This window comes from Pseudomonas sp. MM211 (assembly GCF_020386635.1).
Taxonomy (GTDB): domain Bacteria; phylum Pseudomonadota; class Gammaproteobacteria; order Pseudomonadales; family Pseudomonadaceae; genus Aquipseudomonas.
The window spans coordinates 4,000,165-4,020,776 of sequence record NZ_CP081942.1 but is presented as its reverse complement, the minus strand read 5'-3'; the positions used below and the strand labels follow the sequence as shown (position 1 = coordinate 4,020,776).

The following is a 20,612-nucleotide window of genomic DNA, read 5'->3' as shown; positions in this document are numbered from 1 at the left end:
AGTGTGGCATTGATTAATGCCCGCGCATCATAGGCGATCGACTGGGCGGTTTTCCCGGTCAATCAGGCTTCATTGTGACCTACCTGCTCACGGTAAATTCCCGTGGCAGTGCTCAATTACGGGCATCCGCCACAGTTTTTCGGTTTACCTGCGTTTTCGGGTGAGAGCGGTGCGATGCTGGCTGTGTGCCTGCGCGGTGAGGCGGATTGCAGCTATGCTGCTGGAAACGACGTACCAGAACCAGTCCATAGCTGTTCGGGGGTTGCCATGCTGCGCTTGCTCGCTGATCTCGGGTTTCGTTCGAAGATCGCTCTGCCGATCATCTTTCTGGCCCTGTTACTGCTGCTGATGGGCGCGCTGGGCATGTGGGGCATTGGCCAGGTCGTCGACTCCAGCAATCGCCTGACCCACCGCTACCTGCCGGGCGTCAGTCTGCTCCTCAATGCTGATCGTGACCTTTACCAGGCATTGGTCGCTGAGCGCAGCCTGTTGGGCGAGGTCGCTGAGAATCATGTAGCTGACCTTCGTAAGTCACAGGTGGACAACGTTAAGCAGGCCGCCGACCGGGTCAAGGCTTATGCGCAGATGCAGCCAGGCGACGAGGCGCTGCGATTGGTCGCGGACTTCGAACGTGCCTTCACCAGTTGGGAGCGCACGGCTGCGCAGGTCGTGCAGTTGGCTGCTACCGATCCTGCTGCCGCGTCGCGACTCAGCTTTGGTGACAGCGAGGCGCAGTTCGATGCCATGCGTGATGTGATCGACAAGCTCGGTGAGCTGGAGGATCAGGCCGCCAATGGGCTGGGCGTTGCCGCCATTGCCCATGGCGAACGCCTGGCCTGGCAGCAGGGAGCGGTGGTTATCTGTGGGTTGCTGGTTTGCTTGTTGCTGATCATCGGTTTCCCTGCGCTCATCACCCGGCCGCTGCACCGATTGCTCACCCGCATCGAGCAGTTGGCCGATGGCGATGGGGATCTGCGGGTGCGCCTGGAGGTGACCTCACGCGATGAGCTGGGGCGCCTGAGTCAGGCGTTCAACCGCTTTCTCGACAAGCTGCAGCCGCTGATCAGCGAAGTAGGTCGCGTGACTGGGGAAGTCGCAAGCTCTGCGCAGAGCCTGGCTGGCATGGCGAGTGCGAATGATCGCCTGATCAACAGTGAGCATGCGGCGGTGGATCAGGTCAGTACAGCGGCTACCGAGATGAGTGCCGCGGTGCATGAAGTGGCGCGCAGTGCTCAAGGCGCGGCGGATGCGGTACGCAACGCAGAAACCCAGTCCCGTGACGGCGAGCGGGTGGTCGGGGCGACCATCCAGTCGATTCGGCAACTGGCGCACGAGGTGGAAAGCGCCTCGGACAGCATCCAGGCCCTCGAGCAGGAAGCAGGCAAGATCGGTGAGGTGTTGGCGGTGATCCGTGGCATCGCCGAACAGACCAACCTGCTGGCCCTTAATGCCGCCATCGAAGCGGCCCGTGCCGGCGAACAAGGTCGCGGTTTTGCGGTGGTCGCTGATGAAGTTCGGGCGCTGGCCGCTCGTACCCAGGAGTCCACCAAAGACATTCAGGAGATGATTCAGCGTTTACAGGGCGGCGTGCAGAATGCGGTCAAAGCCACCCACGCGGGCAGCGTCAAGGCGCGCGAAAGCGTCGAACAGGCTGCCGGTGTCGATCAGGCATTGAGCGATACCGGCGATTCGCTGCAGCGCATCAACGACATGGCCGCGCAGATCGCCACCGCCTGCGAGGAGCAGAGCAGCGTTACCGAGGAAATCGCCCGCAACATCAGCGATATCCGCGAGCTTTCCAACGAGGCAGCGCATACCTCGCAACAGAGCACCGCGGCCAGCCAGCGCTTGTCCGAGCTGTCCAGCGACCTTGCCCGGTTGGTGGGGCGCTTTCGCGTCTAGTCGCTGGCATTAGCGCTAAGTGCTTGAAGCAGTTGTAAGTTCAGCGCAAGCCGGTACAATGGCGCCGGCTCACTGCAAGGTGAGCTGCGTTATGGTGGCCCTGCCGGTCCCCCCGCAACGATTACCCGTGAACCTGGTCAGATCCGGAAGGAAGCAGCCACAGCGGGAACATTGTGTGCCGGGGTGTGGCTGGTAGGGTTGCCTCCATTTCAAGACCTGCTCAGGTCGTCTCTCTTTTGAATATTTTCTTCGACGCTCGGTACATGCCGCAGTGGCGTTTTCGTGTGTCCGTCGCCTTTGTTCTCCTGTGCAGAAACAGTCGAGCAGTGACTGCTGACGCCGTGCGCGCCTGCGCATAAAAAAGCCCGTCACGAGGACGGGCCAAATGTGCCATGACACTGGAGTAAAACGATGCGATGCGAGCCTTAGAACCCGTTCAAAGTCTGCTGCGCGTCGGCACTGCCGCGTTAAAAACAGGCTCGGAATGCTCATGTACAAAAGTACACTCCGCTGCCTCCCCTGTTTTTGCCTTGCATTGCTCTAGCTCGCAAGACTTTGAGCAGGCTCTTACAGGATCGACAACGGGTAGTTGAAGATCAGGCGGTTCTCGTGGAGATCCTGGCCGACGTCACGACGGACGTCGGAGTTACGCCAGCGCACGCTGAGGTTCTTCAGAGTGCCGTCTTGGACGGTGTAGGCCAGTTCGGATTCGCGGCCCCACTCTTCGCCATCCTTGCGGCCATCGGCTGCGTGGATGCTGTCGCCGCTGACGTAGCGGTTCATCAGGGTCAGGCCCGGGATGCCGACACCGGCGAAGTTGAAGTCATGACGCACCTGCCAAGAGCGCTCGTTCGGAGCGTCGTAGCTGTTTGTGAAGCCGTCGTTGACCAGGGTGCCGCCGCTGGCGCCGTCGACGCGCATGAACTTGGTGGAACCGTTGAGCTTCTGGTACGCCACGGTGAAGGTGTTGCTGCCGGTCTTGGCGGAGAAGCTCCCCTGGTAGACCTTGTTGTCCAGCTTGCCTGCTTTGGCAGCGCCTTCGTCCTTGCCGTCCACATAACCAAGGTTGGCACCCAGTACCCAGTCACCCACCGGTTGGCTGTGTGTCAACTGCAGGTAGCTCTGCTGGTAGATGTCTTCCAGGCGTGCGTGCCAGACGCCGACCATGGTGTTGTTGCCGTTGAATTTGAATTCACCGCCACCGAAGTTGAAGTCATCGCCGGCGATACCGTTATAGGACATGTCCTCACGGCTGGCGTCGTTACGCTGGCTGTTCTTCCAGAACTGGCCGCCGTACAGGGTCAGGCCATCGATTTCGCTGGAAGTGAGCTGCGCACCCTGGAAGGTTTGCGGCAGGGAGCGACCGTCGTCTGCACGCAGGATCGGCAGCACGGCGAACCATTCACCGACTTTCAGCTCGGTCTTCGACAGGCGAGCTTTGGCAGCTACGGCAGTGCGGCCGAAGTTGTCAGCGGCCTGGCCATCGCCATGGATCGGCAGCAGTTGGGTGTTGGCGGCGCCGCGGTTGCCGTCCAGCTTGATGCTGTACAGGCCCAGTACGTCGAGACCAACACCGATGGTGCCGGCGGTGTAGCCGGAGCGGGCATCGAGAATGAAGCTCTGTGTCCAGCCTTCGGCCTGGCCCTGACGCTCGCCGCGGATCACCGGGTCGGTGCCGTTGAGGTAGTTGCGGTTGAAGTAGTAGTTGCGCAGGCCAAGGCTGACCTTGGCATCTTCAACGAAGCCTTCGGCCTGGGCGGCCACTGGCAGGGCGCTTGCTGCGATAGCCAGTGCGATGAAGCTAGGTGGTAGTGCGGCGATGATTTTCATTGTTGTTTTCCTTTTTTGTTGTGAGCGTTGCCCACCGCTCCCACGGTGGGGGATGGAGAAAATGCCTCGTCAAGTCAGCCAGCGAACCAGGCACAGGGTTATCGATGGGAACAGCACCAGAATGATGACCCGGACGATGTCCGAGATCAGGAACGGCACGATACCCATGAAGGCGTCGCGCATCGGGATGTCGCGGGCCATGCTGGCGATCACGTAGACGTTCATGCCGACCGGTGGCGTGATCATGCCGATCTCCACCACCATCAATGCCAGGATGCCGAACCAGATGGCCTTTTCGGTATCGTCCAGGCCGTAGAAGTCCAGGCCCATGATGATCGGGAAGAAGATCGGAATGGTCAGCAGGATCATCGACATGGTGTCCATCACGCAGCCGAGGATCAGGTACAGGATGAGAATCCCGGCCAGCACCAGGAACGGTGGCAGACCTGCGCTGGTAATGGCATCGGCGACGAAGTTGGGCAACTGCGAGATGGCCAGGAAGGCGTTCATCACATCGGCGCCCAGCAGGATCATGAAGATCATCGCCGTGGTGATGGCGGTGCCGAGCAGCACTTCCTTGAATTCTGCGATGCGCATCTTGCCCAGGGTGACGGCGAAGAAGCCGGTGCCCACGGTGCCGATGGCGGCAGCCTCGGTCGGCGTGAACCAGCCGCCGTAGATACCGCCGAGCACCACCAGGAAGATCACCAGCACCGGCCACACGCCTTTTTGCGCGATCAGCCTTTGCTTCCAGCTTGCGCGCTCCTGAGCCGGTGCTGACTCGGGGTACAGGCGCACGTAGATGGCGATGGCGATCATGTAGCCGATGACGGCCAGGATGCCCGGCACGAAGGCGGCCATGAACAGTGTGGAGATGTTCTGCTGGGCCAGGATGGCGTAGATCACCAGTACCACCGAAGGCGGAATCAGAATGCCCAGGGTGCCGCCTGCTGCCAGGCAACCCACGGCCAACGAGTTGGAATACTTGTAGCGGCGCAGCTCGGGCAGCGCCACCTGGCCCATGGTCGCTGCGGTGGCGATGGAGGAGCCGCACACGGCGCCAAACGCCGCGCAGGAGCCGATGGCGGAAATCGCCAGGCCGCCACGCCAGTGCCCGACCATGGTCGCTGCAGCGCGAAACAACCCGGTGGCTAGACCGCCGCGGGAGGCGAACTGCCCCATCAGCAGGAACAGCGGAATCACCGACAGGTCGTAGACCGTGTAACGGGCGTAGGCGACCGTCTTCAGGTAATTGAGCAGCGGATCCCAGCCGCTGATCGAGACATAGCCAGCGATGCCGGTGAGCATCATGGCGATGGCGATAGGAATGCGCACGGCCAGCAGGAACAGCAGGAAAACCAGGAACAGGCCACCCAGAGCAACGCTACTCATGAGCGATCCCCTTCACCGTGGAAGTCCAGCCAGGCGGTGTAGAGAGAAACGATGGTCAGCAGCGTGAAGGCGGGGGCGAATGGGGTCATCGACCACCACATGGGGATGCCCATGATGATCGACTCCTCGCCGTTGCTGTAGGTGTCCAGGGTGCCGATCACCGAGCGCCAAGCCAGCAGCATGGCGCAGCCAGCCATCAGCAGGCAGCCCAGGGTGTCCAGGCCACGCCGCACGGCGGCGGAGGCGTTGAGGGTGAAGGCGTCGACGATGACGTTGCCACGGCGCAGCTGGCACAGCGGCAGGAAACTGACCACGGCGATGCCGCAGCCCATCTGTACCAATTCCACGTCGCCGAGCAGCGGAGCGTCGAAGAAACTGCGCATGGTGATGCTGTAGGCAGACAGCAGGGTAATCGCTACCAGAACCAGGCCTCCCGCCAACGCGAGCAGCCTGGCCAGGGTATCGAGCAGTTGGCCGAGCGGTCGGGCGCGATGCGCCTGTCCTGGGTAAACCGGGTTTTCGATCATGAGGAAACTCCGCAAGGGCCGGTGCGTTTACACCGGCCAAGACAACAACGGGAACGGACTCAATTGGCCAATTTGGCGTTGTAGCTTTCCACCCGTTCGCGGACTTCTTGCAACAGCGCTGCACCGTTCTCGTTGCCCTTGCTTTCCACTTCCTTGATCCAGTCCTGATCCAGCTTGCTACCGATGGCGACCCACTTGGCCTGCTCTTCGGCGGGCAATACATAGATCTCGTTGCCGCGCGACTCGGCCAGTTTGTGGCCGGTTTCGATCACGTTGGTGTCCCAGATATGCCCGGCTTGGCGCGACAGTTCGCGACCGCTGTTGTTGTCGATGATCTGGCGCAGGTCATCGGGCAGGCTGGCGTACTTGGCGGGGTTCATCGCCAGCACCAGGGCGGTGTGCATCAGCGCCGGCTGACCGGGCGCCATCTCTGTGTGGTACTTGACCAACTCGTGCAGCTTCAGTGCGGGCACCACATCCCACGGCAGGACGGCGCCGTCGACTACACCCTTGGACAGCGACTCGGGCACCTGCGGCACTGGCATGGCCACCGGGGTGGCGCCGAGCATGGAGATCAGTTTGGTCGACACGCGGTTGGCCGAGCGCAGTTTTAGGCCACGGAAATCGGCCAGGGTGCGGATCGGCTTTTTCACGGTGTGCAGCAGTGCGCCGTCGGTCAAGTGCGTGGCCAGCAGGTGTACGCCGGCGAATTCTTTCTGCCCGTGAGCGTCGAGGAAGTCCCACATGGCCTGGCTGCTGGCCTCGGAGGAGCGGCTCATGAACGGCAGCTCGAAGGCCGATGCCAGGGGGAAGCGGCCGCTGGTGTAGCCCGGCAGGGTCCAGACGATATCGGCGACGCCATCACGGGCCTGGTCGAACAGTTGCGGCGGGGTACCGCCCAGTTGCATGGACGGGTAGAACTGGAACTGGATACGGCCGTTGGATTCCTGGGTGACTTTCTCGGCCCAGGGCTTGAGGAAGTCGGCCTGGGTCACCGAATGAGCAGGCAGGAAGTGATGAATCTTGAGGGTTACCTCGGCTTCGTCTGCATGTGCCTGGAAGCTGATCGCGCTGGCGGCCAATAGCGTCATGAGAGCTTTTGAAAGCTTGAGCATTGCGTATTCCTTTTCTTATTTTTGATGGGTGGCAGCTGGATAACGCTTGGGTGGCCTTTCAGCCCGCTCGATCCCGTCCTCCATGGCTCGCTGCCGCCATGTTGCGAGGTCGAACGTTTTGGTTCAATTCGCTAATCGTCTTAATGGGCGATTAACGAACGAATTGCATGCAAGGGCAAACGGCGCGATGAAAAGCAGTCAGTGCCGTCTAGCTCACGTCTTCATACGGCAGGCCGACGTAGTTCTCGGCAATGGTGCGGCGGCCGGCTTCCGAAGAGACGAAGTAGTCGAGTTCGGTTTCCTGCATGCGCCGGCTGAAGTCATCGGTATCGGGGAACCGATGCAGCATCGAGGTCATCCACCAGGAGAAGCGTTCGGCCTTCCAGATGCGCCGCAGGCAAATTGCCGAGTATTGCTCGATGGCCTCCGGGCGACCCTCGCGATAGACCTTGAGCAGAATGCGATACAGCGTATTGACGTCACTGGCGGCCAGGTTCAGCCCCTTGGCGCCGGTTGGCGGCACGATGTGGGCGGCGTCGCCAAGCAGGAACAGGCGCCCGTACTGCATGGGCTCGACCACGAAGCTGCGCAGCGGCGCGATGCTCTTCTCGATCGACGGGCCGGTTACCAGGCGCTGTGCGACGGCCTCGGGCAGGCGGGTTTTCAGTTCGTCCCAGAAACGTTGATCTGACCAGTCCTCGACACGCTCATCGGCGCCAACCTGGAGGTAGTAACGGGTGCGGGTGGCGGAGCGCATGCTGCACAGGGCAAAACCGCGGGGGTGGTTGGCGTAGATCAGTTCATCGTTGACCGGCGGTGTGTCGGCCAGAATGCCGAGCCAGCCGAAGGGATAGACCCGCTCGAACTCCTTGAGCTTGTGCGTCGGAATGGATTGCCGGGATACACCGTGGAAGCCGTCGCAACCCGCGATGTAGTCACAGTCCAAGCGAACGGGCTGCCCCTGGTGCGTGAAGGTCAGGTAGGGCTGGTCGCTGTCCATGTCTTGGGGTTTGACGTCACCGACCCCGTACAGGGTAATGCCGCCGTTGGCTTGCCTGGCCTGCATCAGGTCACGGGTTACTTCGGTCTGGCCGTAGACCGTGACGCTCTTGCCGCCAGTCAGCCCCTTGAGGTCGATGTGTTCGCATCGACCGTTGAAGGCCAGCTCGAAGCCATCATGTACCAGGCCCTCGCGATCCAGGCGCTCGGCTACTCCAGCTTCGCGCAGCAGATCGACCATGCCTTGCTCCAGCACGCCGGCACGGATACGGCCCAGCACGTATTCAGGGCTTTGCCGCTCGACGATTACATTGTCTATGCCTGCATTGCTGAGCAGTTGGCCCAACAGCAGCCCTGATGGGCCGGCGCCGATAATGGCGACTTGTGTTTTCATTATTGTTCTCCTGTGGCTCGACGCCTACAGGCCCGGTTTCGCCGATACGAGACCAAGCGTGGGCACGTTTGTATTTTTGGTGGATAGCAGCGGGCTTTGAAGGCACTATCGGAGTGAATTCATGGATTTTTCGTGGTTGAGGGCGGCGACATGCTGAAGCGTTCAGAGGTGGCGGTGCCGATCTTCAAGCTGTACGGGGAAACCACCGCTTGGCCGACGCCGGACCTTATTCACTGCGAGTCGATTCCCGAGCGCAGTCGTTTGCACGGCTGGGAAATCAAGCCCCACCGGCATGGCGATCTGGTTCAGTTGCTGTTCATTCAGGCGGGCTGCGCGGAACTGGAAGTGGAGGGCAGCATTCACCAGGTGGCCACGCCAACGTTGCTGTTGGTGCCTGCCCTCAGCGTCCATGGCTTTCGTTTCTCCCAGGATACCCAGGGCTATGTGCTGAGCCTGGCTCAGCCGCTGGTTGAGCAGATAAGCCTGGGGCTGGACAGCCAACTGATGAAGCGCTCCGTGTGCTACGCGCTGAACGATGGGGTGGATGAGCTGCATGGCATGTTCGAGGCGATCGCCGAGGAGTACGCACTTCATGCTGCAGGGCGGGATCTGCGACTGCAGGCTTTGATCACCTTGCTGCTGGTAGCGCTGCATCGCCGCTGGCTGGCCATGGCCAAACCCCAGAGCCCGGAGCGCGACCGGGGGCGAGAGCATGTCGACGCTTTCACCACGCTGCTCGAGGCGCAGTTGCGTCAGCATTGGCCCATCGAGCGATATGCCCAGGCATTGGGCATCAGCGCGGCGCATCTCAATGCGCTGTGTCGACGTTTGGCGGGGCAGTCCGCGTTGCAGATGATCAATCAGCGGCTGGTGCTGGAGGCCAAGCGCTGCCTGGTGTACACCAATATGAATGTCAATCAGGTATCTGACAGCCTGGGCTTTTCCGAGCCGGCGTACTTTTCCAGGTTTTTCAAGCGCGAAACGGGCATTGCGCCCAAGGTGTTTCGCGTACAGCGTTAGGGTGATCGGGCGGCACGCAGGCCGCCCGGTCGAGTTGCTTACGGTTGCGGGATACCGACGCTGTCAGGCGAGATTTCGATCGCCTTGGCCTTGTACATCGACCAAGCGGTAACCGACTGCCAGCGCTTGAGGAACTGCTCGGCCTCGGCGCCGTTGAGGTTCAGGCTCTGCGCCCCGTAGTTCTTCAGGAAGCCCTGGAACTCTTCATTGGCAACGGCTTTGGAGTAGGCCTCGACCAGCTTCTGCTTGATGTCGTCCGGCGTGTCCTTGTGCACGAAGGCGCCCCAGAACGGGCCCCACGGCAGGTACTCACCGATGTCCGGCAGGGCTTTGGTGATCGGTTCTACGCCAGGCAGTTCCGGCACTTCTTCGGCAGCCAGTACGGCCAGTGCCTTGAGTTTGCCGGAGCGCACCAGTTCCTGGGCGGCTGCCAGGCTCAGCGGCATGAAGTCGATGTGCTTGCCCATCAGTGCGGTGATACCGGGGCCGTCGCCGCCGAAGGTCACTTCACGCACCTTCAGCTCGCCAACGGCGTTGACCATGGCATGCACGGTGCTCGGCAGGCCGCCTGCGCCGGTGGAGCCCATGCGCAGGGTGTCCGGCTTGTCCTTGGCTGCGGCCAGCAGGTCGGCCATGGAGTTGAACGGACTGTCGGCGTTGGTGGCGATTACCACGACGTTCTGGCCAATGATGTTGACCGGGTAGAAGTCGCTGTAGTCGAACTTGGCCAGGCCGAGTACCGGGTACAGCTGCGGGTTTTCGGCGCCCAGCAGCAGGGTGTAACCGGTGGGTTTCTGCTGCAGCACGTAGCTGCTGCCGATTACCGCGGTACCGCCAGGACGGTTGTTGAGGATCAGCTTGGTACCCAGTTCTTTCTCGACGTAGGGCGCCAGGCTGCGCATCACGTTGTCGGTGGCGCCACCGGCGCCCCAGGGAATGACTGCCTGAATGCTGCGCTCGGGGTAATCGGCGTAGGCGGGCAGGGCGAGCGTCAGTGCGCTAAGGGAAAATGCGACGCCGGTAAGTAGTTGCTTGAGCATGTTGGAGACTCTCCATTGGTTGTTTTTATATATCCGTTTCCGGGCATGCGTGACGCGGTGTATCAAGATTGAGCCGATGCGGCCTTGCGCTTGCGCTTGAGCCAGCCGAACAGCGGGGTATTGCTCAGGAGCACCAGCACCAGTGCGCTGGTGAGAATCAGTGACAGCGGGCTGCTGACCATTTCGCCAAGCAGCTCGACGGGGTTGTCGCCGACCGAGGCCATGGCCTGGCGGTAGGAGCTGTCCATCAACGGGCCGAGAATGACGCCGAGGATGATCGGCCCCATCTGGAAGCCAAAGGCCTTGAGGAAGTAGCCGAGCAGGCCGAAGCCGAGCATCCAGTACACCTCGGTCATGCTGCTGTTCAGCGAGTACGAACCGACGGTGCAGAGCACCAGAATCAGCGGGATCAGCACGGCCTTGGGCAGCTCCACGACCTTGGCGAACAGCTTGATGCCCATCAGACCGAAGATCAGCAGGAAGATGTTGGCCAGCGCCAGGTTGCCGACGGTGAACCAGAAGATGTGCGGGTTCTCCACCATCAGCATCGGGCCGGGGTTGAGGCCGTGGATGACCAGCGCGCCAATGATCACTGCAGTGACCGCGTCGCCCGGCATGCCGAGGGTCAGCATCGGTACGTAGGCACTGCCCACCGCGGCGCTGTTGGCGGTTTCTGGTGCCACCAGGCCTTCATAGGCGCCTTCACCGAAGGGGCGAGTCGGGTTCTTGACCGTGCGCTTGGCATGGTCGTAAGCGAGCAGGGCGGCGATCTCGCCACCAACGCCTGGCAGTACGCCCACCAGTACGCCGATCACCGAGGTGCGCAGCGACAGCGGCAGGAACTTGATGACCATCGCCAGGGACGGAATGATTTTGTCGACCTTCTGCTTGACCGCCTGGGTGCTGAGGTTGTGCAGCTGGAACAGCGCTTCGGCAACGCCGAACAGGCCGATCATCACCACCACGTAGTGGATGCCGCCCATCAGCTCCATCTGGCCCATGGTGAAGCGCCCTTCGGCGGTGACCGGATCCATGCCGACCATGCCGATGACCGCTCCCAACGCGACCGCGAAGATGCCCTTGGCCAGGCTGCCGTCGGCCAGGCTGCCGACCAGCATCAGGCCGATGGCAGCGATCAGGAAGTAGTCGCGTGGCGCGAATTTCAGCGCCAGGTCACCGAGAATCGGCGCGGCGCAGGCCAGCACCACGGTGCCGACCAGCCCACCGATCACCGACATCACGGTGCTCAGGCCAATCGCCCGGCCGGCCTCGCCGAGCTTGGCCAGCGGGTAGCCATCGAACGAGGTGGCCACCGAAGATGGCCCTCCTGGAATGTTCAGCAGAATCGCGCTGCGCGCACCGCCATACACACCGCCGATGAAGATGCCGACGATCAGCGCCAGGGCGTCGTTCACATCCCAGGAGAAGGTGAAGGACACCAGGATGGACACCGCCATGGTCACCGACAAGCCGGGAATGGCGCCGATGTAGATGCCGGCGAAAGTGCCGAGCGCTGTGAGCATCAGGAGGTTTGGATCCATCCAGGCCATCAGCAGGTAAGAAAAGGTATCGCTCATGGAAATCTCGTCTCAGGGCAGGTAGACGCTGAACGCCAGGGTGAACAGGAGGTAGATGGCCAGCACCGAGATGCCGCTGGCGAACAGTGCCGAGAGCACCTTGCCGCGCCGCAGGTAGACGATGGAGAGCATCAGGAAGACGAAGGTGCTGACATAGAAGCTCGCCCACTGGATCACTGCCAGATAAGCCACTGAAAGCAGGGTGAAGACGACGATGTGACGGGGGAAATGCTCGTGGCTGAAACGTTTTGCCGACGCCACCCAGCCTTCTCCGTGAGTGGGTTTGCCGCGTAGCTCGTAAAGCACGCGCAGTGCGGAGATCAGCAGCACTGCGCCGGCCCCGAGGGGAAAGGCGCCCGGTGAGCTGATCGAGGAAAAACCGGAAATCAGATACGCCTGATAGAGCACGGCGATGCTGAAACCCACCAGCAGTACGCAGAAGGTGAGTTCACCCACCGGTACCTTTTTCGATGTAGTCATAGGTCACTCCAGAAGCAGTCCATGCTGCCCACGTTGAGGGACGTACCTAGTCAGGTACGTGCGTCGGCATGTCCTGGTGGCACGACGTCGGGCTGCCAGGATGCGGAGGGCATGAGCAGGGTGATAGCGGCGGGAGAGAGCGATGACCAATCTTCGCCAGGCGAGTTGGCAAGCGTGCGAATGGCCCGGAGGGTCATTTCTTTTGCACGAACAAACACAGTGAAGAGCTGCGGCATGGAGGGCGACCTTTTTATATTTATAGGTTCAGCGTTGTGCTTTTTTATAGGGTTTGCCGGCTTGAGCGCGGAAACTCCTTAAGACGTGGATCGCATACTGTGCGGTGAATCCGTCTATTTCAATTCGCAAAAGGTGTTGTCGTTCGGTTATCGAACAAGAACGAACCAGTTAGTACAAACACAGCGTCTCGATTATGGCCCGTGTTGCCCGGTGCAGCCAACCCTCGAACCTGTATGTGGCTTTTGCAGCCACTGAGCGACACAACGAGCGGTTCCGCCCACACGGCAATGTCTTTTAGAATCGCGCAAAATCTTCGAGGGACTGCACCATGGCCGGTAGCCAGATAGAGAGGGCGTTGAATCTGCTGGAGAATCTGGCGGGCGCCGGCGACGTGCCGATGCAGACATTGGCCGAGCAACTGCAGATTCCCAAGAGCGCCACGCACCGCATGCTCACCGAACTGGTGCGCCTGGGCTACGTGCGTCAGGACCCACAAAGCAGTCGCTATCGTTTGTCGACCAAGCTGGTCGCCCTGGGTTTCCGCTACCTGGCCAGCAGCGGTGCGGATATCGTGCAGCCGCTTCTCGACCGCCTGGCCCGAGAAAGTGGTGAGCTGGTGCGCCTGGGCGTGATCGAGGGCGAGCGACAGACCTGGATCGCCAAATCCCAGGGCGCTCGCTCCGGTCTGCGTTATGACCCGGACATGGGGCGTGACGCACCGCTGCGCTATACCGCCTCCGGCCACGCCTGGCTGGCCAGCATGACGGATGCCGAGGCGCTGGCGCTGGTAGCGCGACAGCAAATCGCCGAAGACGCCGAGTTCGGGCCCAACGCACCGCATAGCGACGAGCAATTGCTGGGCTACCTGCGTCAGGCGCGTGTTCGGGGTTATGCCGCGGTGGTGGAAACATCCTCGCTCGGAACCTGCGCACTGGCGGCGGTTATCACTCACCCACAGCATGCCGGTGTGATCGGCGTGCTAAGTATCGCCGGGCCGAGCGCGCGCATGCCGGCCGAGCGCATGGAAGAATTGGTGCCGAGTCTGATCGAGTCTGCAGCGGAGCTTTCCGCTGCCAGCCAGGCCTCGGGGCTGTTCGTCTGAGCAGGCAGCGATAGCGTTCGATTAACGGCCCGCGAGCGAAACCGTTATTGATTAATTGTGGAACCGAGTTCTAAATTATTTAGGTGAGCGATAGGCTTACCCAAAATAATCAGAAAAGGACTCGTGTCTTGAAACCGCCACTGCGCATCGCCCTGATCGGCGCCGGAATCATGGGCCGGCAACACCTTCATCATCTGCGTCAACTACCTGAGGCAACGCTCTGCGCGATCGTCGACCCGGGGCCACAGGCGGCGCAGTTGGCGCAGGAGTTCGATGTGCCCTGTTTCAGCGACCTGCAAACTCTGCTGGACCGGCGTCTGGCTCAGGCGGTGATCGTCGCCAATCCCAACGCTGCGCACGTACCGACTGCCCTGCGCTGCATCGAAGCCGGCTTGCCTGTGCTGCTGGAGAAACCGGTCGGCGTCAATCTGGATGAGGTGCGTGAATTGGTGGCGGCCGTCGAGCGCCGCGGCGTGCCAGTGCTGGTTGGCCATCATCGCCGTCACAATCCGTTGATCGCCAAGGCCCGTCAGCTGCTGCAGGACGGTGCGCTGGGGCGTCTGACCACGGTGACGGCGTTGTGGCAGTTGCAGAAGCCGGACAGCTACTACGATGTCGCCTGGCGCCGCGAAGCCGGCGCCGGAATGCTGTTGACCAACCTGATTCACGACCTCGATCTGCTGCGTCACCTCTGTGGGGAAGTGGAGCAAGTGCAGGCCATCACCAGCAGTGCGGTTCGCGGCTTCGCCAATGAGGACAGCGCGGCGGTGATCCTGCGTTTTGCCAATGGCGCGCTGGGCAGCCTGACCGGCTCCGATGCGGTCGCGGCGCCCTGGAGCTGGGAACTCACTGCCGGTGAAAACCCGGTTTACCCTAGGCAGGCCGACCAGCCGTGCTATCTGCTCGCCGGTACCGGCGGCGCGCTGAGCATCCCCCAGCTCAAATATTGGTCGTACGGCACGGCGGGCGCTGGCTGGCACGAGCCGCTGCAAATGCAGGAGCAGCCCTTCGGTGTCGATGAGGCGCTGCGCCGACAACTCGCGCATTTCATCGCCGTTGCTCGCGGCGAGGAGCCGCCTCTGGTCAGCGCCGCCGATGCTGGCCGCACGCTGGCACTCTACGAAGCTATCTGCCGGGCCGCTTGCGATGCCAGTGCCTGTACGCCCGAGCGCTTCTGAGCGCCCACCAGATCAATGCGGTTAGCCGCCGAGAGAACGTCCATGAACAACCACGAGCGCATTTTTTCCCTGGCCAGCCTTACTGTCCTGGAGCTGTCTCCGCCACAGATGGTCGAGGTGGCCGCCCGCACCGGATATAGCCATGTCGGACTGCGGCTGATTCCGGCGACCGAGGAGGAGCATCATTTTCCGTTGATTGCCGACCTTGAGCTGCGCAGGCAGACGGTCAAGCGCCTGCGTGATACCGGTGTGCAGGTGCTGGATATCGAGATCCTGCGGCTAAAGCCGCAAACCCGCTGCAGCGATTTCGAGGCGGTGCTCGAAGCCGGTGGTGAGTTTGGTGCGAGCGAAGTGCTGGTGGCCGGCAACGACCCCGACGAAGCACGATTGGCCGACAACTTCGCCGAGCTGTGCGACCGCGCGGCACCCTATGGCCTGCATCCGCATCTGGAGTTCATGCCCTGGACGGACGTCGCCAACCTGCAGCAGGCTGTGCGGATCATGCAGCGCGCCGGGCGTGACAATGGTTGCGTGCTGGTTGACGCTTTCCATTTCGACCGATCGGCTTCGCGCCTGGAGGATTTACGGCAGGTGGAACCATCGCGTCTTCGTTATGCCCAATTGTGCGACGTCGCCGGCCCGCGCCCCGATGACATGGTGGAGATTCTGCGCCAGGCGCGTAACGAGCGACGCTTTCCCGGTGACGGAGATTGTGACTTGGCAGGGCTGTTGCGTTGTCTACCGGCGACTGTTCCATTGAGTCTGGAAATACCCACCCGGCATTTGCTGGAGCAGGGCGTCAGCGCTGAGTCGCGGGCGCAAGCGGCTATCGACAAGACACGGGCGTTGCTGGCACGGTTGCAACTCCATCAATAGCCCATACTGAAATCGACCGCGCCAGAGATGGCTCGATGAGCGGGTGCAGTGCTGATTAAATAGTTAGTCAGCTACCGATTATGATGATGTCTGCTGAATCACGAGAGTTCGCATGAGTACCCCGAGTTCGCTGTCAGGTGTCAACCATCCGCTCAAGGGCATCGGCCTGGTGGTGCTGGCGACCTTCCTGTTCGCCAGCCATGACGCGCTGTCGAAATACCTGTCCGGCATCTATCCGGTGATCATGGTGGTGTGGGCGCGCTATGTCGTGCACACGCTGCTGATGGCCGGGATCTTCCTGCCACAATCCGGCCTGCGCGTGCTGCGCAGCAAGCGACCCGGCCTGCAGGCGCTGCGCGCGATCTGCCTGTTGGGCTGTAGTCTGTTCTTCACCACGGGGCTGCTGTATATCCCGCTGGCCGAGGCGACGGCGGTCAACTTTCTCGCTCCGCTGATGGTCACCGCGCTGTCGGTGCCGTTGCTCAACGAACGGGTCAGCCGTGGCCAGTGGGCTGCAGTGTTGGTCGGGTTCGGTGGGGTGCTGATCATCGTCCATCCAGGCGGCGAACTGTTCACGCCGGCGATCCTGCTGCCGCTCTGTTCAGCGACCTGTTTCGCGGCCTATCAGTTGCTGACGCGCATGCTCAGCGAGTACGACACGCCGACGACCAGCAACTTCTTCACTGGCCTGCTCAATACGCTGCTGATGAGCTGCCTGGTGCCGTTCTTCTGGCAATTGCCCGAGTGGCGGCATCTGCCGCTCATGCTGGCGCTCGGGGCCTGTGGCATGTTCGCTCACCTGATGCTGACCAAGGCCTTTCGTCACGCGGCCCCGGCGTTGCTGGCACCGTTTGGCTACTGCCAGATCGTTTTCGCCGGCTTGCTGGGCCTGGTTATTTTCGGTCACGACCCGGAAACCAGTGCCAAGGTCGGTATCGCCATCATCTGCCTGAGCGGCTTGGCCGCCGCGTATCAACAGCGTAGAAAGCGTTGAGCGGGCAGGGCACGCAGGCTATTTGGTCTGCCTGAAATGAAAGAAGGCCCTTACGGGCCTTCTTGTTTTGCGCGGAGCAATCGACTCAGTGGTCGGTGCTGTTGAAGCTGTTCTTGCGTGCAGCTTCGTATTCTTCCTTGTCCATCGGCTTGGCGCCTGGCTTGCCCAGATCGGCCATCGGAATCCGGTAAGTTTCCGGTGCGATGAATGCAGCGATGGCGCACAGGCAGGTGATGCCGAATGCCAGGCCGCCGATCAGCAACGGGATGTTGTCCGAACCGGGCGGAGCGAGCAGGGCGAACACCGCTGGCAGCATGGCGGTCAGCATGGTACCGATATTCTGGGCGATGGCCATGGCCGAAACGCGGTAGCGGGTCTGGAACAGCTCCGGGTAGAAGCTTGGGAACACCGCGTTGTAGCCCTGGTACACCACGCCCCACATCAGCAGCGACATGATGAATGCCAATGGCACGTTACTGATGCTGATGGCGTACAGGTAACCGAAGGCCAGCAGGCCAGAGCCCAGCGCACCGGTGATCATGGTCGGGCGACGGCCGATCTTGTCGGAGAGGTTACCGACGAAGGGGATCACCAGCACCGCGACGATGTTGCCCACCACCGGAATCCACAGATACACGCTCTTGTCGAAGCCGATCCCATACGCCGGTTGTACGGCATAAGCCGCACCGAAGATGGTCGCCACTACCGGGATGACGTTCATCAGCGCCATGACCATGACCAGGAACATGGTTCTCCAGCTGGTGGTGAACGCTTCGGCGATTGGCGACTTGGCGATCTTCTGCTTGTTCTCTTCGTTGACGAAGGCTGGGGTCTCATGGACTTCGCGGCGGATGATGAAGCCTGCCAGCAGTACGAAGGCACTGAGCAGGAATGGGATACGCCAGCCCCAGTCATTGAACGCCTCGGTCGGCATGAAATAAGCCAGCGGCAGGAACACGGCAGCGGCAAGTACCTGGCCAGCCTGTACACCCTGCAGGGTGAAGCTGGCGTAGAAACCTCGTCGCCCGAATGGCGCATGCTCGAGAATCATCGAGCTGGCCCCGGAAATTTCCCCGGCCACGGCAAAGCCCTGAATCAGGCGCAACACCACCAGCAAGGCCGGAGCCAGGAAGCCGATGTCATGGTAGGTCGGCAGCAGGCCAACGGCCATGGTCGAGATGCCCATCAGGAACATGCACAGCAGCAATACGTTTTTGCGCCCGCGGGTGTCGCCCCAGTGACCCAGCACAAACGCACCGAATGGGCGGGCCAGATAACCGACACCGTAGGTGGCCAGCGAGGCCACGATGGCCATCTTCGGGTCTGTGTTGGGGAAGAATATCTGCGGGAAGATCAGTGCCGCCGCTTGGGCGTAGATAAAGAAGTCGTAGTACTCCAGCGCGGAACCGACCCAGCCGCTGGCTGTAGCTTTCTTGGCTTGTGAACTCGAGGGCTTAGCCATCATTGTCTCCGTTGTTATTAGAGCGCTGAACGAACCGTCAGGATGAGTGCGGATCGAACACCGGCTTAGGCGACCAGCCTTGGATTGGCTCGGTCAGCCCGCTGTCAGGATTATCGAGCGGAGTGTCGCTAGTCAGGGTCGGACGTGCGGAGGAGCAGCTGCTGGCCGAGTGCCGGCCAAAAAGCGTGCGAATGGTATGCGGGTACGCAGGGACTGGGAAGTGAGCATGGTCGTACTCTTATTGAAATTGTTATGGGTGATGCACGGCCGCTTGAGTAATCTGCGCCTGGATATGACAGCGCCGCGGTGAGAAATATGGTGTTGCAAATGACGAAAGGCCGTCAATTCGATTAACGGCCTATTGTTCGATAAACGCACAGAATACTAACTGGTTCGTACACTTTGAATTGCCGCCTCCCGCGTGCGCGCGAATAATCGCTGCAGCCCCCGAGAAATCGAGCTACCAGCTTGTCCAACGACGTGCAGAATGTCTCGTCGACTACGCTTGCTGGAGCTTGGCCGAGGCCACCACGCGATCCGCAGAGGTCGTTATTTACAAGGAGCTGAAGTATGCATCGCTCGATTGCCACTGTTTCCCTGAGCGGAACCCTGCCGGAAAAACTCGAGGCCGTTGCGGCTGCGGGCTTCGACGGTGTGGAGATTTTCGAGAACGACCTGCTGTACTACGCGGGTAGCCCTCGCGACGTGCGCAAGATGTGCGCCGATCTGGGCATCGCTATCACGCTGTTCCAGCCATTTCGCGATTTCGAAGGTTGCCGCCGTGATCGCCTGCAGCGCAACCTCGACCGCGCCGAGCGCAAGTTCGATTTGATGCAGGAACTCGGCACCGACCTGGTGCTGGTATGCAGTAACGTTGCTGCCGATTCGCTCGGTGACGAGGAGATTCTGGTCGAAGATCTGCGCTTGCTGGGTGAGCGCGCTGGCGCACGTGGTCTGCGTATCGGCTACGAAGCATTGGCCTGGGGCCGCCACGTCAACACCTACCAGCAGGTATGGAACCTGGTGCGCCAGGCTGATCATTCGGCCGTCGGTGTCATCCTCGACAGCTTTCACACCTTGTCGCTGAAAGGCGATCCAGCGGCCATCGCCGATATTCCGGGCGACAAGATCTTCTTCGTGCAGATGGCCGATGCGCCGATCCTGGCGATGGACGTGCTGGAGTGGAGCCGCCATTTCCGTTGCTTCCCTGGCCAGGGCGAATTCGATCTGCCGGGCTTCCTCGCGCCGATCATTCGCACCGGCTACAACGGCCCGCTGTCCCTGGAAATCTTCAACGACGGTTTCCGCGCCGCGCCACCGCGCGCCAACGCTGTGGACGGGCTGCGCTCGCTGCTCTATCTCGAAGAGAAAACCCGTCAGTTGCTGGCTGCAGACGCGCAGGCACCGAATCTCGACATGCTCTTCTCCACGCCGCCAGCCAGTCGCTATCACGGCGTCGAATTCCTCGAGTTCGCGGTCGACGAAGCGGCCGGCGCCAAGCTGTCGGGCTGGCTCGAGCGGCTGGGCTTTGCCAAGGCCGGCGAGCACCGCTCCAAGGACGTCAGCCTGTTGCGCCAGGGCGACATCAATATCGTCCTCAATGCCGAGCCGTACTCCTTCGCTCATGGATTCTTCGAAGCCCACGGCCCGTCTCTGTGTGCCACCGCATTGAAGGTCAAGGACGGCGCGTCGGCGCTACAGCGCGCTCGCGATTATCGTGGCCATCCTTATCGTGGGCTGGTCGGGCCGAACGAGCGGGAAATTCCGGCGATGCGTGCCCCCGATGGCAGCCTGATCTACCTGGTCGACCAGGCCGAAGCCGGGCAGAGCATCTACGACAGCGACTTCAAGCTCGATCCAAGTGCCGTGCAAACCGGTAGCCTGGAGCGCATCGATCACATGGCGCTGGCGCTGCCGGCTGACAACCTGGACAGCTGGGTGCTGTTCTACAAGAGCCTGCTGGACTTCGAGGCCGATGACGAAGTCGTTCTGCCCGATCCGTATGGCCTGGTGAAAAGCCGCGCGTTGCGTAGCCGCTGCAGTTCGGTGCGCCTGCCGCTGAACATCTCCGAGAACCGCAACACCGCCATCGCCCACGCGCTTTCCAGCTACCGCGGGTCAGGCGTGCATCACATCGCGTTTTCCTGCGAAGACATCTTCAAGGAAGTGGCGCGGGCCAAGGAAGCGGGCGTTCCCCTGTTGGACATTCCGCTCAACTACTACGACGATCTGGCCGCACGCTTCGACTTCGACGACGAGTTCCTCAGCGAACTGGCGTATTACAACGTGCTCTATGACCGTGACGCCCAGGGCGGCGAGCTGTTCCACGTCTATACCGAGGCATTCGAAGAGCGTTTCTTCTTCGAAATCATCCAGCGCAAGAATGGCTATGTCGGCTATGGTGCCGCCAACGTTGCCGTCCGCCTCGCGGCAATGGCCAAATCGCGCAGTGGTAGCGTGCGTCAGGCGAAGCTCTGACCTGTATGT

The 20,612-nt window shown here is 61.4% G+C and carries 16 protein-coding genes and 1 other RNA gene; 8 read left to right on the top strand and 9 right to left on the bottom strand.

The features are described 5' to 3' along the window. Window positions 1–267 precede the first annotated feature (267 nt). Window positions 268–1,902, top strand: a complete 1,635-nt coding sequence (locus tag K5Q02_RS18465) for a methyl-accepting chemotaxis protein (RefSeq protein ID WP_225832943.1) — start codon at window positions 268–270, stop codon at window positions 1,900–1,902. A gap of 101 nt (window positions 1,903–2,003) precedes the next feature. Next, window positions 2,004–2,100: signal recognition particle sRNA small type (ffs, locus tag K5Q02_RS18460), an RNA gene on the top strand. Between the two features lie 369 nt (window positions 2,101–2,469). Here ffs and K5Q02_RS18455 read toward each other — a convergent pair. The 5 genes from K5Q02_RS18455 to pobA form a co-directional block, all read right to left on the bottom strand. Continuing rightward, entirely contained in the window at window positions 2,470–3,732 is a 1,263-nt protein-coding gene (locus K5Q02_RS18455; protein ID WP_225832941.1) for an OprD family porin, read from the bottom strand. Window positions 3,733–3,801: 69 nt separating this feature from the next. Further along, window positions 3,802–5,124: a TRAP transporter large permease gene (locus K5Q02_RS18450; RefSeq protein WP_225832939.1), complete on the bottom strand. Its 1,323-nt coding sequence runs from the start codon at window positions 5,122–5,124 to the stop codon at window positions 3,802–3,804. Continuing rightward, the gene (locus tag K5Q02_RS18445; RefSeq protein ID WP_225832937.1) at window positions 5,121–5,651 is read right to left on the bottom strand and encodes a TRAP transporter small permease; all 531 of its coding nucleotides are present in this window, start codon (window positions 5,649–5,651) and stop codon (window positions 5,121–5,123) included. The genes K5Q02_RS18450 and K5Q02_RS18445 overlap by 4 nt, the downstream gene beginning before the upstream one ends. Before the next feature lie 59 nt (window positions 5,652–5,710). Further along, window positions 5,711–6,766 carry a TRAP transporter substrate-binding protein gene (locus K5Q02_RS18440; protein ID WP_225832935.1) on the bottom strand — a complete coding sequence of 352 codons (1,056 nt, stop codon included), beginning with the start codon at window positions 6,764–6,766 and terminating at the stop codon, window positions 5,711–5,713. Between the two features lie 208 nt (window positions 6,767–6,974). Beyond that, window positions 6,975–8,159, bottom strand: a complete 1,185-nt coding sequence (gene pobA, locus K5Q02_RS18435) for a 4-hydroxybenzoate 3-monooxygenase (RefSeq protein ID WP_225832932.1) — start codon at window positions 8,157–8,159, stop codon at window positions 6,975–6,977. A gap of 150 nt (window positions 8,160–8,309) precedes the next feature. On the opposite strand from pobA, the gene K5Q02_RS18430 reads away from it, so the two are divergent. Further along, window positions 8,310–9,179 carry a helix-turn-helix domain-containing protein gene (locus K5Q02_RS18430; protein ID WP_225832929.1) on the top strand — a complete coding sequence of 290 codons (870 nt, stop codon included), beginning with the start codon at window positions 8,310–8,312 and terminating at the stop codon, window positions 9,177–9,179. A 38-nt stretch (window positions 9,180–9,217) separates the two neighbouring features. Here K5Q02_RS18430 and K5Q02_RS18425 read toward each other — a convergent pair whose 3' ends face one another. The 3 genes from K5Q02_RS18425 to K5Q02_RS18415 form a co-directional block, all read right to left on the bottom strand. Then, window positions 9,218–10,219, bottom strand: a complete 1,002-nt coding sequence (locus K5Q02_RS18425) for a tripartite tricarboxylate transporter substrate binding protein (protein WP_225832926.1) — start codon at window positions 10,217–10,219, stop codon at window positions 9,218–9,220. A 62-nt stretch (window positions 10,220–10,281) separates the two neighbouring features. After that, window positions 10,282–11,796: a tripartite tricarboxylate transporter permease gene (locus K5Q02_RS18420; protein ID WP_225832923.1), complete on the bottom strand. Its 1,515-nt coding sequence runs from the start codon at window positions 11,794–11,796 to the stop codon at window positions 10,282–10,284. Between the two features lie 12 nt (window positions 11,797–11,808). Continuing rightward, on the bottom strand, window positions 11,809–12,276 hold the full coding sequence (locus K5Q02_RS18415; protein ID WP_225832920.1) for a tripartite tricarboxylate transporter TctB family protein: 468 nt from the start codon (window positions 12,274–12,276) through the stop codon (window positions 11,809–11,811). A 565-nt stretch (window positions 12,277–12,841) separates the two neighbouring features. On the opposite strand from K5Q02_RS18415, the gene K5Q02_RS18410 reads away from it, so the two are divergent. The 4 genes from K5Q02_RS18410 to K5Q02_RS18395 all read left to right on the top strand — a co-directional run bounded on the left by K5Q02_RS18410 (window position 12,842) and on the right by K5Q02_RS18395 (window position 16,663). Then, window positions 12,842–13,615, top strand: a complete 774-nt coding sequence (locus tag K5Q02_RS18410; RefSeq protein WP_225832917.1) for an IclR family transcriptional regulator — start codon at window positions 12,842–12,844, stop codon at window positions 13,613–13,615. Between the two features lie 128 nt (window positions 13,616–13,743). Next, window positions 13,744–14,793, top strand: coding sequence for a Gfo/Idh/MocA family protein (locus K5Q02_RS18405; RefSeq protein WP_225832914.1), 1,050 nt, complete (start codon window positions 13,744–13,746; stop codon window positions 14,791–14,793). A gap of 42 nt (window positions 14,794–14,835) precedes the next feature. Then, complete coding sequence (locus K5Q02_RS18400) at window positions 14,836–15,669, top strand: sugar phosphate isomerase/epimerase family protein (protein ID WP_225832911.1); 834 nt, start codon at window positions 14,836–14,838, stop codon at window positions 15,667–15,669. A gap of 112 nt (window positions 15,670–15,781) precedes the next feature. Beyond that, window positions 15,782–16,663, top strand: a complete 882-nt coding sequence (locus tag K5Q02_RS18395) for a DMT family transporter (RefSeq protein ID WP_225832908.1) — start codon at window positions 15,782–15,784, stop codon at window positions 16,661–16,663. An 85-nt stretch (window positions 16,664–16,748) separates the two neighbouring features. On the opposite strand, the gene K5Q02_RS18390 is transcribed toward K5Q02_RS18395, so the two are convergent. Next, a complete protein-coding gene (locus K5Q02_RS18390; protein ID WP_225832905.1) occupies window positions 16,749–18,125 on the bottom strand; it encodes an MFS transporter in 1,377 nt (458 codons plus the stop codon). Between the two features lie 570 nt (window positions 18,126–18,695). Between K5Q02_RS18390 and quiC the strand changes: the two genes are divergently transcribed. Continuing rightward, on the top strand, window positions 18,696–20,603 hold the full coding sequence (quiC, locus tag K5Q02_RS18385; RefSeq protein WP_225832902.1) for a 3-dehydroshikimate dehydratase QuiC: 1,908 nt from the start codon (window positions 18,696–18,698) through the stop codon (window positions 20,601–20,603). Window positions 20,604–20,612 lie beyond the last annotated feature (9 nt).

Excerpts from the sequence above, each read along its gene's own strand:
- K5Q02_RS18445 (WP_225832937.1), bottom strand. The coding sequence starts at position 5,651 with ATGATCGAAAACCCGGTTTACCCAGGACAGGCGCATCGCGCCCGACCG.
- K5Q02_RS18430 (WP_225832929.1), top strand. The coding sequence starts at position 8,310 with ATGCTGAAGCGTTCAGAGGTGGCGGTGCCGATCTTCAAGCTGTACGGG.
- K5Q02_RS18440 (WP_225832935.1), bottom strand. The coding sequence starts at position 6,766 with ATGCTCAAGCTTTCAAAAGCTCTCATGACGCTATTGGCCGCCAGCGCG.
- K5Q02_RS18395 (WP_225832908.1), top strand. The coding sequence starts at position 15,782 with ATGAGTACCCCGAGTTCGCTGTCAGGTGTCAACCATCCGCTCAAGGGC.
- K5Q02_RS18400 (WP_225832911.1), top strand. The coding sequence starts at position 14,836 with ATGAACAACCACGAGCGCATTTTTTCCCTGGCCAGCCTTACTGTCCTG.
- K5Q02_RS18420 (WP_225832923.1), bottom strand. The coding sequence starts at position 11,796 with ATGAGCGATACCTTTTCTTACCTGCTGATGGCCTGGATGGATCCAAAC.
- K5Q02_RS18390 (WP_225832905.1), bottom strand. The coding sequence starts at position 18,125 with ATGGCTAAGCCCTCGAGTTCACAAGCCAAGAAAGCTACAGCCAGCGGC.
- pobA (WP_225832932.1), bottom strand. The coding sequence starts at position 8,159 with ATGAAAACACAAGTCGCCATTATCGGCGCCGGCCCATCAGGGCTGCTG.
- K5Q02_RS18415 (WP_225832920.1), bottom strand. The coding sequence starts at position 12,276 with ATGACTACATCGAAAAAGGTACCGGTGGGTGAACTCACCTTCTGCGTA.
- quiC (WP_225832902.1), top strand. The coding sequence starts at position 18,696 with ATGCATCGCTCGATTGCCACTGTTTCCCTGAGCGGAACCCTGCCGGAA.
- K5Q02_RS18410 (WP_225832917.1), top strand. The coding sequence starts at position 12,842 with ATGGCCGGTAGCCAGATAGAGAGGGCGTTGAATCTGCTGGAGAATCTG.
- K5Q02_RS18455 (WP_225832941.1), bottom strand. The coding sequence starts at position 3,732 with ATGAAAATCATCGCCGCACTACCACCTAGCTTCATCGCACTGGCTATC.
- K5Q02_RS18425 (WP_225832926.1), bottom strand. The coding sequence starts at position 10,219 with ATGCTCAAGCAACTACTTACCGGCGTCGCATTTTCCCTTAGCGCACTG.
- K5Q02_RS18465 (WP_225832943.1), top strand. The coding sequence starts at position 268 with ATGCTGCGCTTGCTCGCTGATCTCGGGTTTCGTTCGAAGATCGCTCTG.
- K5Q02_RS18450 (WP_225832939.1), bottom strand. The coding sequence starts at position 5,124 with ATGAGTAGCGTTGCTCTGGGTGGCCTGTTCCTGGTTTTCCTGCTGTTC.